Origin of the sequence: Xylanibacter ruminicola 23, from assembly GCF_000025925.1 — a bacterium.
GTDB classification, from domain to species: Bacteria; Bacteroidota; Bacteroidia; order Bacteroidales; family Bacteroidaceae; genus Prevotella; species Prevotella ruminicola.
The window spans coordinates 932,023-951,233 of record NC_014033.1; the positions used below are offsets into that span (position 1 = coordinate 932,023).

Annotated in this window: 15 protein-coding genes; 13 read left to right on the top strand and 2 right to left on the bottom strand. The window is 50.4% G+C overall.

Going from position 1 to position 19,211, the window contains the following annotated elements; translation table 11 throughout:
* The first annotated feature begins 68 nt into the window (after positions 1–68).
* From metH to PRU_RS04080, 3 genes are read left to right on the top strand one after another with little or no spacing between them, the layout of a single operon-like run.
* On the top strand, positions 69–2,723 hold the full coding sequence (metH, locus tag PRU_RS04070; RefSeq protein WP_233427366.1) for a methionine synthase: 2,655 nt from the start codon (positions 69–71) through the stop codon (positions 2,721–2,723).
* On the top strand, positions 2,713–4,197 hold the full coding sequence (locus PRU_RS04075) for a glycoside hydrolase family 10 protein (RefSeq protein ID WP_041385657.1): 1,485 nt from the start codon (positions 2,713–2,715) through the stop codon (positions 4,195–4,197). The genes metH and PRU_RS04075 overlap by 11 nt, the downstream gene beginning before the upstream one ends.
* A 5-nt stretch (positions 4,198–4,202) precedes the next feature.
* A complete protein-coding gene (locus PRU_RS04080) occupies positions 4,203–4,838 on the top strand; it encodes a hypothetical protein (RefSeq protein WP_143010851.1) in 636 nt (211 codons plus the stop codon).
* On the opposite strand, the gene PRU_RS04085 is transcribed toward PRU_RS04080, so the two are convergent.
* Positions 4,835–5,275, bottom strand: a complete 441-nt coding sequence (locus PRU_RS04085) for a hypothetical protein (RefSeq protein WP_013064705.1) — start codon at positions 5,273–5,275, stop codon at positions 4,835–4,837. The genes PRU_RS04080 and PRU_RS04085 overlap by 4 nt on opposite strands.
* A 154-nt stretch (positions 5,276–5,429) precedes the next feature.
* Here PRU_RS04085 and PRU_RS04090 point away from each other — a divergent pair, with 154 nt between their 5' ends.
* The 9 genes from PRU_RS04090 to PRU_RS04130 all read left to right on the top strand — a co-directional run bounded on the left by PRU_RS04090 (position 5,430) and on the right by PRU_RS04130 (position 13,820).
* A complete protein-coding gene (locus tag PRU_RS04090) occupies positions 5,430–5,843 on the top strand; it encodes a SoxR reducing system RseC family protein (protein ID WP_013064821.1) in 414 nt (137 codons plus the stop codon).
* Between the two features lie 25 nt (positions 5,844–5,868).
* Positions 5,869–6,750: a Fe-S cluster domain-containing protein gene (locus PRU_RS04095; RefSeq protein ID WP_013063846.1), complete on the top strand. Its 882-nt coding sequence runs from the start codon at positions 5,869–5,871 to the stop codon at positions 6,748–6,750.
* Complete coding sequence (gene rsxC, locus PRU_RS04100; protein WP_013065736.1) at positions 6,747–8,117, top strand: electron transport complex subunit RsxC; 1,371 nt, start codon at positions 6,747–6,749, stop codon at positions 8,115–8,117. Before PRU_RS04095 ends, rsxC begins: the two co-directional genes overlap by 4 nt.
* Positions 8,118–8,146: 29 nt before the next feature.
* The gene (locus PRU_RS04105) at positions 8,147–9,139 is read left to right on the top strand and encodes an RnfABCDGE type electron transport complex subunit D (RefSeq protein ID WP_013064459.1); all 993 of its coding nucleotides are present in this window, start codon (positions 8,147–8,149) and stop codon (positions 9,137–9,139) included.
* Positions 9,140–9,165: 26 nt separating this feature from the next.
* On the top strand, positions 9,166–9,786 hold the full coding sequence (locus PRU_RS04110; protein WP_033149326.1) for an RnfABCDGE type electron transport complex subunit G: 621 nt from the start codon (positions 9,166–9,168) through the stop codon (positions 9,784–9,786).
* Between the two features lie 3 nt (positions 9,787–9,789).
* On the top strand, positions 9,790–10,377 hold the full coding sequence (gene rsxE / locus PRU_RS04115) for an electron transport complex subunit RsxE (protein ID WP_013063517.1): 588 nt from the start codon (positions 9,790–9,792) through the stop codon (positions 10,375–10,377).
* Positions 10,378–10,492: 115 nt separating this feature from the next.
* Positions 10,493–11,095 (top strand): electron transport complex subunit RsxA, encoded by a 603-nt coding sequence (gene rsxA, locus PRU_RS04120; RefSeq protein WP_013065610.1) that lies wholly within the window; start codon positions 10,493–10,495, stop codon positions 11,093–11,095.
* 89 nt (positions 11,096–11,184) lie between these two features.
* Positions 11,185–11,883 carry a DUF2027 domain-containing protein gene (locus PRU_RS04125; RefSeq protein ID WP_013065031.1) on the top strand — a complete coding sequence of 233 codons (699 nt, stop codon included), beginning with the start codon at positions 11,185–11,187 and terminating at the stop codon, positions 11,881–11,883.
* Positions 11,880–13,820, top strand: a complete 1,941-nt coding sequence (locus PRU_RS04130) for an NAD(+) synthase (RefSeq protein ID WP_013062995.1) — start codon at positions 11,880–11,882, stop codon at positions 13,818–13,820. The genes PRU_RS04125 and PRU_RS04130 overlap by 4 nt, the downstream gene beginning before the upstream one ends.
* Positions 13,821–13,851: 31 nt before the next feature.
* Here the strand turns inward: PRU_RS04130 and PRU_RS04135 are convergent, their stop codons facing one another.
* On the bottom strand, positions 13,852–16,386 hold the full coding sequence (locus tag PRU_RS04135) for an ATP-dependent Clp protease ATP-binding subunit (protein ID WP_013063754.1): 2,535 nt from the start codon (positions 16,384–16,386) through the stop codon (positions 13,852–13,854).
* 243 nt (positions 16,387–16,629) lie between these two features.
* Here PRU_RS04135 and gyrA point away from each other — a divergent pair, with 243 nt between their 5' ends.
* Complete coding sequence (gene gyrA / locus PRU_RS04140) at positions 16,630–19,161, top strand: DNA gyrase subunit A (RefSeq protein WP_013064631.1); 2,532 nt, start codon at positions 16,630–16,632, stop codon at positions 19,159–19,161.
* Positions 19,162–19,211: the final 50 nt, after the last annotated feature.

Consider the following 19,211-nt stretch of genomic DNA (forward strand, 5'->3'; position numbering starts at 1 on the left):
ATTAAACATTAAGGGTGAAGAAACTAAACGAGATCATAAAACAGCGTATTCTCATACTCGATGGCGGTATGGGAACCATGATAGGTGCCGTGATGGGTAAGGTGGGTAACAGCGACGAGCTGAACCTGACACACCCCGAGATAGTTTCGGATATTTATCGCAAATACCTCGAAGCCGGTGCCGATATCATCACCACCAACACGTTCAGCAGTCAGCGCATTTCGCAGGCTGAATATCATCTTGAAGACCGTGCGCATGAGATGGCCTGCGAGTCGGCACGCTTAGCCCGACAGTTGGCCAATGAGTATAGTACCGACGACAAACCCCGCTTTGTGGCAGGCTCGATCGGTCCTACCAACAAAACCCTTTCGATGTCGCCCGATGTAAGCAATCCAGCTTTCCGCGATGTGACTTACGACGAGATGCTGGAGGCTTATCAGGAACAGGCCGACGGACTGATTGAGGGTGGGGTAGATACGCTGCTGATAGAGACCATTTTCGACTCGCTGAATGCCAAATGTGCCATCGATGCCTGTATGCGCGCGATGGAAGCACGCGGGGTAGAATTGCCCATTATGGTGTCGGTAACGGTGAGCGATCTGGCTGGTCGTACGTTATCGGGTCAGACGCTTGAGGCGTTCCTGGCCAGCGTCAGCACTTATCCTATTTTCTCTATCGGACTGAACTGCTCGTTTGGTGCCACGCAGATGAAACCTTTTATCCGCGAGTTGGCCCAGAAAGCACCTTATTATATCAGCTGTCACCCCAATGCCGGATTGCCCAACGCCCTTGGACTTTACGATGAGACCGCAGAGAGTATGGCTCCCAAGATGGGCGAGTTGGTGGATGAGGGCATCGTAAATATCATCGGTGGCTGCTGCGGTACTACCGATGAGTTTATCCGTTTATACGGTCCGCTGGTGGTTGGCAAGAAACCCCATGTGCCCGCTCCTAAGCCACACTCAATGTGGCTTTCTGGACTAGAACTACTAGAAGTTCTAGAAAATCTAGAAGCTAGATTTACCAATGTGGGTGAGCGATGCAATGTGGCGGGTTCGCGAAAGTTCCTGCGACTGATTAAGGAAAAGAAATACAACGAGGCTATCTCTATCGCCCGCAAACAGGTGGCCGATGGAGCCTTGGTAATTGATATCAATATGGACGATGGCTTGCTGGATGCCAAGCAGGAGATGACAACCTTCCTGAATATGATTGCAGCCGAGCCTGATATCGCTAAAGTGCCCGTGATGATCGACTCGTCGAACTGGGAGGTGATCAAAGCCGGACTGAAGTGCGTGCAGGGCAAGAGCATCGTCAACTCAATCTCGCTCAAAGAGGGCGAGCAGAAGTTTATCGAGCACGCTCAGGATGTGATGCGTTATGGTGCTGCTGTGGTGGTGATGTGTTTCGACGAAGAGGGACAGGCCACTACCTACGAGCGTCGTATCGAGATAGCCTCACGTGCCTATAAGATTCTTACCGAGCAGGTGGGTATGAACCCGCTCGACATCATCTTCGACCCCAATATCCTGGCCATTGCTACGGGTATGGAGGAGCATGATGCCTATGCTATCGACTTTATCCGCGCTACCGAATGGATTAAGCAGAATCTGCCCGGTGCACACGTCAGCGGTGGTGTGAGTAACCTGAGTTTTTCGTTCCGCGGTAACAACTATATCCGCGAGGCCATGCATGCCGTATTCCTGTATCACGCCATTCAAGTAGGAATGGATTTTGGTATCGTAAATCCTTCAACCAAAGTTACTTATGCTGATATTCCTCAGGATCAGCTTGAAGTAATCGAGGATGTGGTGCTGAACCGCAAGAAGGGTGCATCGGAGGTTCTGATTGAGTTGGCCGGTAAGATACTCGAGGAAGAATTAGCCAAGAAAGAAGCGGGTGGCGCCACGAGCGAAAACACCCCTTTTCAGGACCGCGCCCAGACGCCAGTTGAAGAGCGATTAGCCCAGGCGTTGATTAAGGGCGACGGCACATTCTTGGAGGAAGATTTGAAAGAGGCCCTGCCTAAGTTTACCCATGCGGTACAGATTATCGAGGGGCCGCTGATGGCAGGTATGAATACCGTAGGTACGCTGTTTGGTGAAGGAAAAATGTTCCTGCCGCAGGTGGTGAAAACAGCCCGCACCATGAAGCAGGCCGTTGATATCCTGCAGCCCTACATCGAAGCTGAGAAAAACGAGAGCACCACTTCGGCAGGTAAAGTGCTGTTGGCTACCGTTAAGGGCGACGTGCACGATATCGGTAAGAACATTGTGAATGTGGTGATGGCCTGCAACGGCTACGAGGTATTGGATATGGGTGTGATGGTGCCTGCCGAGCAGATTGTGAAAAAGGCTCAGGAGGAGCACGTGGATATGATTGGTTTGAGCGGCTTGATAACCCCCAGCTTAGAGGAGATGGTGAACGTGGCCGAAGAGCTGAAGAAAGCTGGTTTGGATATCCCCATTATGATTGGTGGCGCTACCACCAGCGAGCTGCATGTCGCTTTAAAAATTGCCCCCGTTTATGGCGGTCCGGTAGTATGGATGAAGGATGCCTCGCAGAATGCACTGGTTGCCCAGAAGCTGTTGACCGACAAGCAGGCGGTGGAGCATGAACTCGACCAGAAGTACGAAACCCTGCGCGAGGAATATCACCAGGAGCAGGCTCAGATTGTGTCACTCGAAGAAGCAAGAAAGAACAAATACAAATATGAAGAATAAATACCTATTGATGGCTCTCGCCCTGATGCTGGCGATGACAACTTGGGCTCAGAAGCGCGAAATGCGCGGAGCCTGGATACAGTGTGTAAACGGACAGTTCCAGAATCTTGGTACCAAGAAGATGCAGCAAACGCTTACCTATCAGCTGGACGAGTTGAAGAAGGATGGCGTAAACGTGATTATCTTCCAGGTGCGCCCCGAGTGCGATGCGCTCTACGAGAGTAAGATTGAGCCTTGGAGCCGATTCCTGACCGGCACACAGGGTAAGGCCCCCAATCCTTATTGGGACCCCCTGCAGTGGATGATCGACGAGTGCCACAAGCGCGGTATGGAGTTGCACGCATGGATTAACCCCTTCCGTGCAAAGACCAAGACCACCCATCAGTTGGCCAATAACCATATTGCCGTTCGCAAGCCCTATAGCTGTTTTGCTTACGACGATTTGTTTATCCTGAATCCTGGTATGCAGGAAAACCGCGATTATATCTGTATGGTTGCCAAGGATATCGTAGCCCGTTACGATGTGGATGGTATCCATATGGACGATTATTTCTATCCTTACCCCGTGAAGGGACTGAGCATTCCCGACGATGAGCTGTTCCACGATCACTCTAATGGTATCAAGGACCAGAACGACTGGCGCCGTTATAACGTAAACCTGTTTATCGAGCAGTTCTATCAGGCCATCCACGAGGTTAAGCCATGGGTAAAGGTGGGCATCTCGCCATTCGGTATCTATCGTAACAAAAAGAGCTCGCCTGTTGGCAGTAACACCAACGGCACCCAGAATTACGATGATTTGTATGCCGACATTCTGTTGTGGGTAAACAATGGTTGGTTGGATTATTGCGTGCCCCAGTTGTACTGGGAGATTGGCAATAAGGCTGCCGATTATGCAACCCTGATTAAGTGGTGGAATCAGCATGCCGCCAACCGACCGCTGGTGATTGGTGAGGATGTTGAGCGCACCGTGAAATATCCCGATTTGCAGAACCCCAACAAGCACCAGATGGATGCCAAGATGAATCTGCACCGTGCTAACCCAGCTGTGAAGGGTACCGTACTGTGGTATGCCAAGGCTGCTGTTGATAATGTAGGTAATTACGGCACCTTGCTGCGCACCAAGTACTGGCAGAATCCTGCCTTGCAGCCCGAGATGCCTTTCCTTAGCGATAAGGCTCCTAAGAAGGTAAAGAAGCTGGCACCCGTTTGGACCGAGGATGGTTACATCCTGTTCTGGACGCCCACCCACAGCAAGCACTGGGATCAGCACCCCAACAAGTTTGTGGTGTATCGTTTTGCCAAGGGCGAGAAGGTGAATGTAAATGATGCCTCGAAGATTGTGGCCATCACCGATAATCCCTTCTACAAGCTGCCTTACGATGAGGGTAAGGAGAAGTTTACTTACGTGGTAACTGCTCTGAACCGTATTCAGAACGAGAGCAAACCTGCTTCGAAGAAGATAAAATTATAAGAACAATGAAAGGGTTGATAGGAGGAATTTTTGCTGTGATGCTGATGGCTGCCTGTGGCGGCAGGAGCATGAGTGCTGAGGAGATGCAGCACAAGTTAGACAGTATTCAGAAGATAGAAGCTGCCGAGCGATTGGCGGCTCAGGGTATCAACTTGGCTGATGCCGATAACCCGCTGAAGCAGTTCTACGACAGCTTGAACCTCCTGCCATTACCCATTACCTATAGCGATGAGCTGGTGCGTTACCTGCCCGATTTCAAACCCGTGCCTCAGGATATTGCCAAGGCATTGGAGCTGGAGGGTAACAACAAGCAGAAAGCCATCTCGCTATCCGAGTCATTAGGTGCACGCCTGATGATTCTGGCTGCCGATGAGGAAGACGACAGATACTCTTTGTGGCTGTATTCTTTAGACAACGATTATATGCCTGTAGATAAACTCTGTTTGTACGCGATTGATGAGGAGGCCGATCTCGACGATTTCGGTGCCGAAGACATCCTGCAGTACTTCACCATCACGAGTGATTACGAAATTCATTTGATGGACTACTCGAAGGATGCCCACAAAACACGCACAGAGGAAGTGTTTACGCTAGATGCCCAGCGTAATTTCCAGTTGCAAAAAAGTGAGGAGTTAGATTAGTCGGCCAGCAGCTGCTTCAGGAACGCATCCAGATCTTCGTCCAAACCCTTCATCAGTTCGGGATCGAAAATCACGGTCTCGTCGTCAACCAGATACAACTCGGCTACCGACTCCTTGTCTTCATTCTCCAGTACAAACGAGAATGGTTTCAGAATCGACATATTCTCGATGGTATCCTTCATCTTATCCAGACACTTGCGGAACACGGCAGGTATCTCTTCAAAGAAATTGTCGGATGTATCGCCAATCCAGTCTTCGATGATGCAACGGTTAATCTCTTCGTCGTTATCGTCGAACGCCATCAGCTCGCCGGTATCCTGCGTTACGCGGAAGTGGATATCGGTCATTACATTAGCCTCCTGTGTAGGAGGAAACTTGTCGGCTATCTTACGGATAGCACGCTCAATCTGCTGCTGAGCTAGTTCGGTTGCTTTCATCTTTCTTTTTGTATTAATTCTGCGACAAAAGTATAAAAAAACTTTTGTAATTGCAAACGATTACGATTATTTTTGCTAAAAAACCGCATTTTCGCTTGTTTTATTCAGCAGATTGTCGTACCTTTGCAAAATGTAATGTCTACTTAGCAAATTAATGAGTAATAAGATAACACATTCGGGAACCGTTAAAAGTATTATGGATGGATGCATCAAGGTGCAGATTGTCCAGACCTCGGCGTGTGCTGCCTGTAAGGTAGCTTCGCACTGTAACGCTGCCGAATCGAAAATAAAGATTGTGGATGTGTTTACCACCGATACCGCAAGCTACCAAGTAGGGCAGGAGGTTACCGTGTGGGCATCGAATGATGTGGCCAACCGCGCCCTGCTGTTGGGCTTTGGCGCACCTTTCTTATTATTAATATGTGTACTGATGATAGCCCTGAAGCTTACAAGCGATGAGGGGCTTGCTGCGTTGGTGGCTTTAGCGTCGTTGGTACCTTACTATCTGGCGCTGTGGGCGATGAAGAACCGCATCCAGCAGCAGATAGCCTTCAATATCGAGAAATAATTATAGTAACTAAAACAAATAGATTATGAATTTCATCTTGATTGCAGTAATTGTACTTGGAGCTATCGCCTTGATAGCTGCTATTGTGCTTTTTGCAGCCTCCAAGAAGTTCGCTGTCTATGAGGATCCCCGTATTGCGCAGGTGGGCGAGTTGTTGCCCGGAGCCAATTGCGGTGGATGCGGATTCCCTGGTTGTAGCGGTATGGCCGATGCCCTTGTGAAGGGTGCCGATGCCGGAAGCCTCGACGGACTGATGTGTCCTGTTGGTGGCGCTGAGACCATGGGAAAGGTAGCCGACTTGTTGGGGATGGCCATCGCCAATTCCGAGCCGATGGTTGCCGTAGTGCGTTGTAACGGTACTTGCGAGCATCGTGCCAAGATTGCCGAGTATTCGGGTTTGCGTACCTGTGCCGCTATGCATGCTTGTGGTGCAGGCGAAACAGCTTGCGGTTTTGGCTGTCTGGGTTGTGGCGATTGTGTGGCTGCCTGCCAGTTTGGCGCTATCAGTCTGAATCCTGAGACAGGAATCCCCGAGGTCGACGACGAGAAGTGTACCTCGTGTGGTGCTTGTGTAAAGGCTTGTCCGCGTAACATCATCGAGCTGCGCAAAAAAGGTCCAAAGAACCGTCGCGTGTTCGTTTCGTGTGTGAACAAGGACAAGGGCCCTGTTGCCATGAAGGCTTGTGCCGTTAGCTGTATTGGTTGCGGCAAGTGCGAGAAGGAGTGTAACTTTGGTGCTATCACCGTCGAGAACAATCTGGCTTACATCGACCACACCAAGTGCCGTTTGTGCCGCAAGTGTGTCACCGTTTGTCCTAAGCATGCTATCGTGGATGTTAACTTCCCAACGCCTGCACCTGCACCAAAGCCCAAAGAACCTAAAAAAGAAGAGGAGGCAAAAGCATGAAGATAAAAACATTTAGTATGGGTGGTATCCACCCTGCAGAGAATAAGCTTACCCACGAGGTGGCCACCAAGGTAGCAGCACTGCCTAAGCAGGCCATTTTCCCATTGGGGCAGCATATCGGTGCGCCTGCCAAACCCGTGGTCCAGAAGGGCGACAAGGTAAAGGTAGGAACCATGATTGCCGAAGCTGGCGGTTTTGTGTCGGCACCTATTTTCTCGTCGGTCAGCGGTACCGTATTCAAGATTGATACGGCTATCGATGCTACCGGTTATCGCAAGCCCGTGATTATCATCAATGTCGAGGGCGATGAGTGGGAAGAGAGTATCGACCGTTCAGATAAACTTGAACTGGTGGCTGCTCATCCCGAGCTCACTCCCGAGGAGATTGTAAAGCGTGTACAGAACGCCGGTGTAGTAGGTATGGGTGGTGCTTGTTTCCCCACCTTTATCAAGTTGACACCTCCACCAACAGCTAAGGCCGAGTGCGTGATTATCAACGCTGTAGAGTGCGAGCCTTACATCACAGCCGACTATCGCCTGATGATGGAGCATGCCGATGAGATCTTGGTTGGACTTGAGCTCCTGATGATGGGCGCCAAGGTAACCAAGGGTTATATCGGTATCGAGACCAACAAGCCTGCTGCTATCGAACTGCTCACTGCAAAGTGCAATGAAAAGTTCAATGGCACCCAGTATCAGGTTGAGGTTGTGCCTTTGAAGCTGCGCTACCCACAGGGTGGTGAGAAGCAGTTGGTTGATGCCGTGATTAATCGTCAGGTACCCGCACCTCCTGCCATCCCTGTAAATGTGGGTGCTATCGTGCAGAATGTGGGTACAGCCTTTGCCGTTTACGAGGCTGTGATGAAGAACAAACCCCTGTTTGAGCGTTATACTACTGTTACCGGTAAGAAACTGCAGAACCCAGGCAACTTCCTGGTGCGTATGGGTACACCGATGAAGGATTTGATCGACGCTTGTGGCGGTATGCCCGAGGGCGATAACAAACTGCTGGCTGGCGGACCTATGATGGGTAAGGCCCTTACTTCGGTAGAGGTGCCCATCTGCAAGGGAACCAACTCGGTAACCATTATCTCTGATGATGAGGCTCGCCGTAAGGATGCCCAGCCTTGTATCCGTTGCGCCAAGTGCGTAGGTGTTTGTCCGATGGGCTTGGAGCCTTACCTGCTGGCAAAACTCTCAGAGGTAAAGAACTGGGAGCGTGCCGAGAGCGAGGATATCACCAGTTGTATCGAGTGCGGCTCGTGTCAGTACACTTGTCCGGCTTATCGTCCGCTGTTGGATAACATCCGCTTGGGTAAGAGCACGGTGATGGGTATTATCCGTGCCCGTGCTGCTGCAAAAAAATAAAATGTTTAATCTTTAATGTTTAACGTTTAATGTCTAAGTTAATAGTTTCATTATCGCCACACGCTCACAGCCGCGATTCGATCGAGCGCAACATGTACGGTGTTATCATCGCCATGATGCCTGCGCTGCTCGCTTCATTCTATTTCTTTGGCTTGGGTGCGGTTATCGTTACCGCCACCAGTGTGGCTGCCTGCTGCTTCTTTGAGTGGGCTATCTGCAAATATATTCTGAAGAGACAACAGAACACCTTGGTCGACGGATCGGCTGTGATCACCGGTCTGCTGCTGGCGTTCAACGTGCCTTCGAACCTGCCCATCTGGATTATCCTGATTGGTGCGCTGTTTGCCATCGGCGTAGCTAAGTTTACGTTCGGTGGTTTAGGTAACAATATCTTTAACCCTGCGTTGGTGGGTCGTGCTGCCTTGCTGGTAGCTTTCCCTGCCCAGATGACCACTTGGCCTAAGATTGGACAGTGGGATACCTATCTCGATGCCGAGACAGGTGCCACACCGCTGTCGATTATCAATTCGGCCATCCGTACTGGCGATGCCTCGTTGCTCGAGCAGTTACCCTCATCATTCGACCTGTTCTTAGGTTCAAGTTCGGGTGGTGCTGGTGCCATGGGCGAGATTTGTGCCTTGGCCCTGCTGCTGGGTCTGGCCTTTATGCTCTATAACCGCATTATCACTTGGCACATTCCTGTATCCATCCTTGGTACTGCGTTTGTGTTCTCAGGTTTGTTGCATCTGGCTAATCCTGTTTATCCTGATCCATTTACCGTGCTGCTTACCGGTGGTATGATGCTGGGTGCCATCTTTATGGCAACCGATTATGTTACCAGTCCTATGACACCAAAGGGTCAGTTGATTTATGGTGTTGCCATCGGATTCCTTACTGTGGTTATCCGTAACTGGGGTGCTTATCCCGAGGGTATGTCGTTCGCCATTCTTATTATGAATGCGTTCACACCGCTCATCAACAATTATGTTAAACCAAAACGTTTCGGGGAAGTTTCGAAATAATGTAAAAATTTAAAAATGAAAAGATTATGAAGAAACTCGAATCGTCATTATTAAATATGGTGCTGGTGCTCACCGGAGTAGCAGTTATCATGGGTGGTATCCTGGCTTTTGTGAACCACCTTACCGAGGGTCCTATTGCCGATCAGAAAGCCAAGGCGCTGGCCGATGGTATCAAGTCGGTGATGTGTGTCGACGACCTGCAGGTAGCTAACACCGATACCGTAAAGCAGACCGATGCCAAGGGCAAGGAGCTGGTTTATGTGATTTACGAAACTAAGGATGCCCAGGGCAAAGATTTGGGTGCTGCTGTTGAATCTACCACTGGTGGATTTGGTGGCAACCTGAAGGTGCTGGTAGGTTTTAATACCGAGGGCCAGATTCTGGGTTACACGCTGTTGGAACATGCCGAAACACCAGGTCTTGGTGCTAAGGCCGATAAGTGGTTCCAGAAGGGCGAGAAGGGCGATATTATCGGTCTTACTCCCGCTCAGCCTCTCACCGTATCGAAGGATGGCGGTAAGGTAGATGCCATTACTGCATCAACTATTACCAGTCGTGCTTTCCTGTTGGCTGTAAACAATGCTTATAACGCTTATAAGGCTGCCCCCATGGATGCAGCTACAGGCGCAACTAAAAAAAGTGAATAGTTTATGAATGCAATACAGATTATAAAAAACGGCATTGTTAAGGAGAACCCCACGTTCGTCCTCATGCTGGGTATGTGTCCTACACTGGCCACTACCACCTCTGCTGCCAACGGTATGTCGATGGGTCTCGCCACAATGGCGGTACTCATCTGTACCAATGTGGTTATCTCGTGCTTAAAATCGGTTACTCCCGATAAGGTACGTATTCCTGTGTTCATTGTAGTGATTGCTGCGTTTGTTACGCTGCTGCAGATGGTTATCAAGGCTTATCTGCCCGATGTCGATGCCTCGTTAGGTTTGTTTATCCCACTGATTGTGGTTAACTGTATCATCCTGGGTCGTGCTGAGGCTTTTGCCGCAAAGAACTCACCCGTAGCTTCGCTGTTCGATGGTATCGGTATTGGTCTTGGTTTTACACTCGGTCTTACCCTGCTGGGTATGTGTCGCGAGCTGTTAGGCTCAGGTTCAATCTTCGGATTCACCCTGATTCCCGAGACTTATAACATCCTGCTCTTTGTGTTGCCTCCAGGTGCATTTATCACCCTCGGCTTCCTCATCGCGATTGTTAACAAACTCAGAAGCAATGATTAATTATTAGGCACGGATTAACACGGCTTTATAAATAAAGACACGGCCTGCTTCATACAAAAGCTGTGTTTCTCTAAAAGAGAGCCGTGTAATCCGTGCCAAGAAAAAAAATAAGATTATGGAGTATTTGTTGATTTTCATTAGCGCCATCTTTGTCAACAACATCGTGTTGTCGCAGTTCCTGGGCATCTGTCCGTTCCTTGGCGTTTCAAAAAAGATTGATACCTCGCTGGGTATGTCAGCAGCTGTAGCCTTTGTGCTTACGCTGGCCACCATCGTTACCTGGTTGGTTCAGAAATATGTGCTCGATGCCTTTGGCCTGCAGTATCTGCAGACGATTGCCTTTATCCTGGTGATTGCCTCGCTGGTGCAGATGGTAGAGATTGTGCTCAAAAAGGTGTCGCCAGCCCTATATCAGGCATTAGGTATTTTCCTGCCCCTGATTACCACCAACTGTGCTGTGCTGGGTGTGGCCATTCTGGTTATCCAGAAGGATTACAACCTGCTGCAGTCGGTAGTCTACGCCTTCTCAACAGCCATCGGCTTTGGTGTAGCTCTTACCGTGTTTGCTGGTATGCGCGAGCAGCTTGAGTTGGTAAAGATTCCTAAGGGCATGCAGGGTATGGCCATCGTCATGCTCTCGGCAGGTTTGCTTAGCCTGGCCTTTATGGGCTTCTCGGGTGTGGATGGCGGACTGAAGATTCTCTTTGGTCTCGACTAAATAGCCGCCTATTGGTAAAAAGAGTCCGAACTATTTTGTAGTTCGGGCTTTTTTTTTTAACTTTGCCCCAAATTTACAGTATTTTAAAGATGAAGATTGGAGATAAAGTAAGATTCCTGAGCGAAGTTGGCGGCGGAAAGGTGGCTGGCTTCCAGGGCAAGAATATAGTGCTTGTTGAGGATGAGGACGGCTTCCAGATGCCGATGCTCATCAACGAGGTGGTAGTGGTAGGCGAGGAGAGCTACGAAACTACCCGTATGGTTGAACAGAAGGCCAAGGCCCGTATGGCTGCCGACGATGACGAGGAGCCCGAGATTGAGCCTGCCGACCGTCCCATTACCTTTAAGCCAAAACCCGAGGAGCGCAAGGGTGGCGACAAGCTGAGTGCATTCCTGGCCTTTGTGCCTATGGATGTAAAGGAACTCTCGCAAACCCGTTTTGAGAGCTATCTGGTTAACGACTCGAACTATTATCTGCGCTATGTGCTGATGACTGCCGAGGGTACAGCCTGGAAGCTGAGAGCCGAGGGCGAGATTGAACCTAACTGCAAGGAGTTTATCGAGGAGTTCGGTCGTGAGGACCTGAACGATCTTGAGCATCTGTGTGTACAGCTGGTGGCTTACAAGCGCGAAAAACATTTCCTGCTTAAGTCGCCCGTTAATGCCCAGGTGCGTGTAGATACCGTTAAGTTCTACAAGCTGCATGCCTTCCGCGAGAACGACTTCTTCGAGCAGCCCGCACTTATTTACACACTCATTGAGAACGACGTACAAAAAGTAAAACTATGAAATACGGATTTGTAAACGTAGCAGCTGCTGTGCCCACCGTAAAAGTGGCCGATGTAGAGTATAACGTGCAGCAGATTGAGAGCCTGATAGCTCAGGCCGAGGATCGTGGTGTCGAGGTGATGGTGTTCCCCGAGCTTTGCATCACGGGCTATTCGTGTCAGGATCTGTTTAAAGAGCAACTCCTGTTGGATCATGCCGAGGATGGTGTGGTAAAACTGCTTGATTTCACCCGCAAGCTCAACGTCATCGTGATTGTTGGTTTGCCAGTGGTAGTCAACGGTTTGCTGTACAACTGTGCAGCAGTGCTGCAGGGTGGACAGCTGTTGGGCATTGTGCCAAAGGTTTACCTGCCCAACTACGGCGAGTTTTACGAGAAGCGCTGGTTTGCATCGGCTCAGGACCTGAATGCTACCGATATTTATTTTGCAGGCAGTCCTGTTCATGTTTCAGCCGAGCCGCAGGTGTTTGTTACTGCCGATGGCGTGAAGTTCGGTGTCGAGATCTGCGAGGACGTATGGGCACCCACACCACCCAGCAACAACTTGGCTTTGGCTGGTGCCGATGTGATCTTCAACCTCTCGGCCAGCGACGAACTGATTGGTAAGCATGCTTATCTTAAGTCGCTGCTTGCCCAGCAGAGTGCCCGTATGATTAGCGGTTACGTTTATGCCAGCTGCGGTTTTGGCGAGTCTACCCAGGATGTGGTTTATGGCGGTAATGCTATTATTTTTGAGAATGGCCGACTGCTCGAAGAGGGCGACCGATTCTCGTTGCTGCCACAAATCAAGATGTGTCAGATTGATGTGCAGGCGCTGCATGTTGAGCGTCGCACCAATACCACTTTCATTAATGCACAGCGTAATGCCCACGCTCGCGAAATCGCTTGCAAGGCTACCTGCCAGCGTCCGTTCGAGCTCTTCCGCAATATCGATCCGTATCCCTTCATCCCCAAGAGTGAGGATATGCAGGCATCGTGCGAGGAGATTCTCAATATCCAGGTGATGGGTTTGGTAAAGCGTCTGCACCATATCAATGGTAAAAAGGCTGTTATCGGTATCAGCGGTGGTCTGGATTCTACCTTGGCACTGCTCGTAACCGTCAAGGCTTTCGATAAGTTAGGTCTCGACCGTCAGGGCATCGTGGGTATCACCATGCCTGGTTTCGGTACCACCGACCGTACCTATAACAATGCCCTGAAGCTGATGGAAACCTTGGGTGTTACCATTCGCGAAATCAGTATTGCCGCAGCTGTAACCCAGCACTTCAGTGATATCAATCACGATGCTTCGGTTCACGATATCACCTACGAGAACTCGCAGGCCCGCGAGCGCACACAGATTCTGATGGATGTGGCCAACAAGGAGAACGCCATCGTGGTAGGTACAGGCGACCTGTCGGAGCTGGCACTTGGTTGGGCTACCTATAATGGCGACCACATGTCGATGTATGGTGTGAATGCCGGTGTGCCCAAGACTTTGATTCGTTACTTGGTAGGCTACGTAGCAGGAGAGATGGCTACGGATACATTAATGGATATCATCGATACCCCCATTTCGCCCGAGCTGATTCCAGCCGACGAAAACGGCAATATCAAGCAGAAGACCGAGGATCTGGTTGGTCCTTACGAGCTGCACGATTTCTTTATCTATTACTTCCTGCGTTACGGCTTCAGTCCTAAGAAGATTTTCCTGTTGGCCAAGCGTGCCTTCTGCACCGCTACCAGCGAGAAACCAGCCCTTTACGACGAGGAGACCATCAAGAAATGGCTTACCACCTTCTGCCGCCGATTCTTTAATCAGCAGTTCAAGCGTTCGTGCTTGCCCGATGGTCCAAAGGTGGGTAGTGTCAGCTTGTCGCCTCGAGGCGATTGGCGTATGCCAAGCGATGCATCATCCGCCCTTTGGTTGAAAGAATGCGAGGCACTGGCGTGCAATTGATAATTGACAATTGATAATTAAGAAAAATGAGTTAGCTAAACGCTAACTCATTTTCTTTAAGTGTGATATGGATGGTGGCTCCCGGTTCAAGGTCGCCATTCACTATCAGGTCGCTAATGCCATCCTCCAGATAGTTCTGTATAGCGCGCTTTAGCGGACGGGCACCAAACTGCACATCGTAACCTTTGGTGGCCACAAACTCCTTGGCCTCGTCGCTCAGGTCGATGTGATAGCCTATCTGCTCAATACGGTTGTACAGGCTCTTCAGCTCTACATCGATAATGCGCTTGATGGCATCCAGATCCAGCTGGTCGAAGGTGATAATCTCATCCAGTCGGTTCAGGAACTCAGGCGAGAACTGCTTCGACAGTGCCTTCTGTACAATGTCGCGTGCATACTGCTTGTCCTTGTCGCTCTTCATCAGTCCCGTCTGTGCCGATGCACCGAAACCTACGCCACGGCCAAAGTCCTTCAGCTGGCGAGTACCTGCATTCGATGTCATGATAATCACCGTGTTGCGGAAATCCACCAGTCGTCCGTTACCGTCTGTCATGCGTCCCTCGTCAAGCACCTGCAGCAACAGGTTGAACACGTTGCTGTGAGCTTTCTCAATCTCGTCCAACAGAACAATCGAGTAGGGGTGACGGCGCACGCGCTCTGTCAGCTGTCCGCCCTCGCCGTAACCTACGTATCCCGGAGGTGCACCAATCAGTCGCGAGGTGTTAAAGCTCTCGGTATATTCACTCATGTCGATACGAATCAGCGCCTCGCTGCTGCCAAACATAAACTCTGCCAGCTTCTTGGCCAGGTAGGTTTTTCCCACACCTGTAGGACCTAAGAACATAAACACGCCGATAGGGTGGTTGGGCTCCTTCAGTCCTACACGGTTGCGCTGGATGGCCTTTACCATCTTGTCGATAGCGGCATCCTGGGCTATCACGGCGTTCTTCAGCTCTACGGCCATACCCTTCAGGCGTACACCCTCCTGTTCGGCCATGCGCTGTACGGGCACACCCGTCATCATCGAAACCACCTCGGCCACCTGGTCGGCATCTACCACCAGTCGCTCTTCGCCCTCGCCGTTGCTCCAGCGGTCGTTCAGCTCCTTCAACTCCTTGGTAAGGGTTGTCTCGCGGTCGCGATAACCGGCTGCCAGCTCGTAGTTCTGGTTCTTTACCGCCTTCTGCTTCTTTTCGCGGGCATCGGCCAGCTCCTTCTCCTTCTCAATAATCTCGGGTGGAATCTGTGCGTTGCCTAAGTGTACCTTCGAACCAGTCTCGTCCAGCGCGTCGATGGCCTTATCTGGCATAAAGCGGTCGGTAATGTATCGGTCTGTCAATTTGACACAGGCCTCGAGTGCCGCGTCGGTATATGTCACGTGGTGGTGCTGCTCGTAGCGATCCTTGATGTTACGCAGAATCTGCAGCGTCTCCTCGTTGGTGGTAGCCTCTACCTGCACCTTCTGGAATCGACGCTCCAAGGCACCATCCTTCTCAATGCTCTCGCGATACTCATCCAGCGTGGTAGCACCAATGCACTGTATGGTGCCGCGTGCCAAGGCAGGTTTCATAATGTTGGCAGCATCCATACTGCCAGGGGTAGAACCTGCACCGATGATGGTGTGTATCTCGTCGATGAATACAATCACGTCGGGGTTAGCCTCCAGCTCCTTCATCAGGGCTTTCAGGCGCTCCTCAAACTGTCCGCGATACTTGGTGCCTGCCACAACGCCTGTCATATCCAGCGTAAAAATGCGCTTTCCAAACAGCATTGGACTGCAGTGGTGGGCCTCAATCATCTGGGCCAGTCCCTCTACAATGGCGCTCTTACCTACACCAGGCTCGCCAATCAGTATGGGGTTGTTCTTCTTGCGGCGACCCAGAATCTCTACAATACGCTGTATCTCGCGCTCGCGACCCACACAGGGATCCAGCTTACCATCAGCAGCGGCCTTTGTCAGGTCGGTACCAAAGCTGTCGAGTACAGGTGTCTTCGAGGCGGGCTTCTTCTGGGCGGTGTTATTAATCTTGCTCACCGGAATGCCCTTGTCGCCATTCATCTCAAACTCCTCTTCCTCCTCGTCGGGCAGTCCTATGCCGTTGCTCACGTTATTACTTACGTTTGTGTTCTTCGGCGCAAACAGTATGGCTGCAGCGTCGTCGTATGTCACATCGTTCATTTCTAAAACTTGTTTTGCCCCGTTGTTAGCCAAGTCGTGCAGTATGGCCAGCAGCAGGTGTTGCTCGTCTATCTTATTGGCTCTCTGTATGCGTGCCTCCAGTACAGCCAGTCGCAGTACGTTGCTGGCCTTCTCGTTCAGCACCAGGTCGGTAGTGTGTATAGGCTGACCGATTTCGTCCTCCCTTACGCGCATTTCCAGTTCAGTCTTTACCGCCTGCATATTCAGGTTCAGCCTGTTAAACAGGTCGATAACCGGACCCTCGTTACTGCGCAGAATGCCAAGCAGTAGGTGTTCGGGACCCACCGATCGGCTAGCCAGTCGAGCTGCCTCTTCACGCGAGAAAGCCAGTATTTCTGATAGTTTTGGCGAAAATTGTGTCGTCATCTATGTCTGTTTCTAATTGTTATTAATATACCTTATATTATATATCTTCTGCAAAGATACAACAAATCTTGCAAACATCGTGCCATAAAAAGCTAATTTTTTACCATAAAATAGCTTAAAAGGTTTGGTGGGTCGCAAAAAAATAATTACCTTTGCACGGTTAAAAACGCGTCAGAGGGCTTAAAAATGCCCTTAAACGCAAAAATGGTAAAATTGTATATAGTCAAATAGTAAAATAAAAAGATGGATCAAACATTCGACAACGACAGAATTATTAAGATCAACATCGAAGAAGAGATGAAATCGAGCTATATCGATTACTCTATGTCAGTAATCGTGGCCCGTGCCCTTCCCGATGTTCGTGATGGCTTCAAGCCTGTTCATCGTCGTATCCTTTACGGTATGATGAACATTAATAACGTTTCTACCCAGCCTTATAAGAAGTGTGCCCGCGTAGTAGGTGAGGTGCTTGGTAAGTACCACCCACACGGCGACTCTTCAGTATATGGTGCCCTGGTACGTATGGCCCAGGATTGGAACATGCGTTACACCTTGGTTGATGGTCAGGGTAACTTCGGTTCGGTGGATGGCGACTCACCTGCTGCCATGCGTTACACCGAGTGCCGCCTCTCAAAGATGGGTGAGCACATTATGGACGACCTGGATAAGGAAACCGTAGATATGGCGCCTAACTTCGACGACTCGCTCGAGGAGCCAACCGTTATGCCTACCAAGATTCCTAATCTGCTGGTTAACGGTGGTAACGGTATTGCCGTAGGTATGGCTACCAATATGCCTACCCACAACCTGGGCGAGGTAATCGATGGTTGCTGCGCTTATATCGACAATCCTGATATCGATACCGAAGGCCTGATGCAGTATATCCCAGGTCCCGACTTCCCAACAGGTGCTTATATCTATGGCCTGCAGGGCGTGAAGGATGCCTACGAAACAGGTCGCGGACGTATCGTAATGCGTGCCAAGGCCGAGATTGAGAGCGGCGACACTCACGATAAGATTGTGGTAACCGAGATTCCTTACGGTGTAAACAAGGCCGACCTGGTAGCTTATATCGCCGATCTGGCTAACCAGCACAAGATCGAGGGTGTAGCTAATGTTAACGATGAGTCGGGCCGTCAGGGTATGCGTATCGTTGTGGATTGCAAGCGCGATGCCAACGCCAATGTGCTGCTCAACAAGCTGTTTAAGATGACAGCCCTTCAGAGCTCATTCTCAGTTAATAACATCGCTCTGGTAAAGGGTCGCCCACGCCTGCTTTCGCTCAAGGAGTGTGTGAAGTATTTCGTTGAGCATCGTCACGACGTAACCATCCGTCGTACCAAGTACGATCTGCGCAAGGCACAGGAGCGTGCCCACATCTTGGAGGGCTTGATTATTGCCGTTAACAATATCGACGAGGTTGTACATATTATCCGTAACAGTAAGACTCCTACCGATGCTCAGCGTAACTTGGAGGCCCGTTTCGAACTCGACGAGCTGCAGAGTAAGGCTATCGTCGACATGCGTCTGGCTCAGCTCACTGGTCTGCGTGTTGATCAGCTCCACCAGGAGTTCGACGACTTGCAGAAGCTTATTGCCGAGTTGCAGGAGATTCTGGATAACCCCGAGCGTTGTAAGGAGGTGATGAAGGCCGACCTGCAGGAGGTGAAGGAGAAGTATGGCGACGAGCGTCGTACCGAGATTATTCCTTTCGACCACGAGTTCAATGCCGAGGACTTCTATCCCGACGATCCAGTGGTTATCACTATCTCGCACATGGGTTACATCAAGCGCACCCCACTGTCAGAGTTCCACGAGCAGGGTCGTGGCGGTATGGGATCAAAGGCTGCCCGTCATCGCGACAACGACTTTACCGAGTATATCTATCCTGCCACCATGCACAACACGCTGCTGTTCTTCACACAGAAGGGTCGTTGCTACTGGCAGAAGTGTTACGAGATTCCTGAGGGCGATAAGAACTCAAAGGGTCGCGCTATCCAGAATATGCTGAATATCGAGCCCGATGATGCCATCAACGCCGTTCTGCGTATCAAGAACTTCAACGATACCGAGTTCCTCAACTCACACTACGTGGTATTCGCTACCAAGCAGGGTATCATCAAGAAGACCTGTCTCGAGGCTTACTCACGTCCACGTGCCAACGGTGTGATTGCTATCAACATCAACGAGGGCGACCAGGTAGTAGGCGTTCGCCTCACCAACGGTCACAACGAGCTGTTGCTGGCTAACCGTAACGGTCGTGCCGTACGTTTCGACGAGAACGATGTACGCGTCATGGGTCGTGTATCTACCGGTGTAATCGGTATGCGTCTCGACGGTGGCGACGACGAGGTTGTAGGTATGGTTTGCGTCAACGATCCTAACACCGAGACTATCATGGTAGTTTCTGAGAACGGTTATGGTAAGCGTTCTGAGGTTGAGGATTACCGTAAGACCTCACGTGGTGCCAAGGGTGTTAAGACCCTCTCAATCACCGAGAAGACCGGTCGCCTGGTAGCCATCAAGGTGGTAACCGACGAGAACGACCTGATGATTATTAATAAGAGTGGTGTACTGATTCGCCTGAAGGTGGCCGATGTTCGTGTCATGGGCCGTGCCACACAGGGTGTTCGTCTCATCAACCTCACCAAGAAGAACGATAGCATCGCTTCGGTATGTAAGGTAATGCACTCGCAGGCCGAGGACGAGGATATCGAGGAGGCAGAGATCGACGCTGAGGCAGCTCAGGCTCCTGAAGCTGAGAATAAGGATTAAACTATCCGCTCAAGTAAACGTCAAAAAATAAATTTTAAGTAACAATAAGT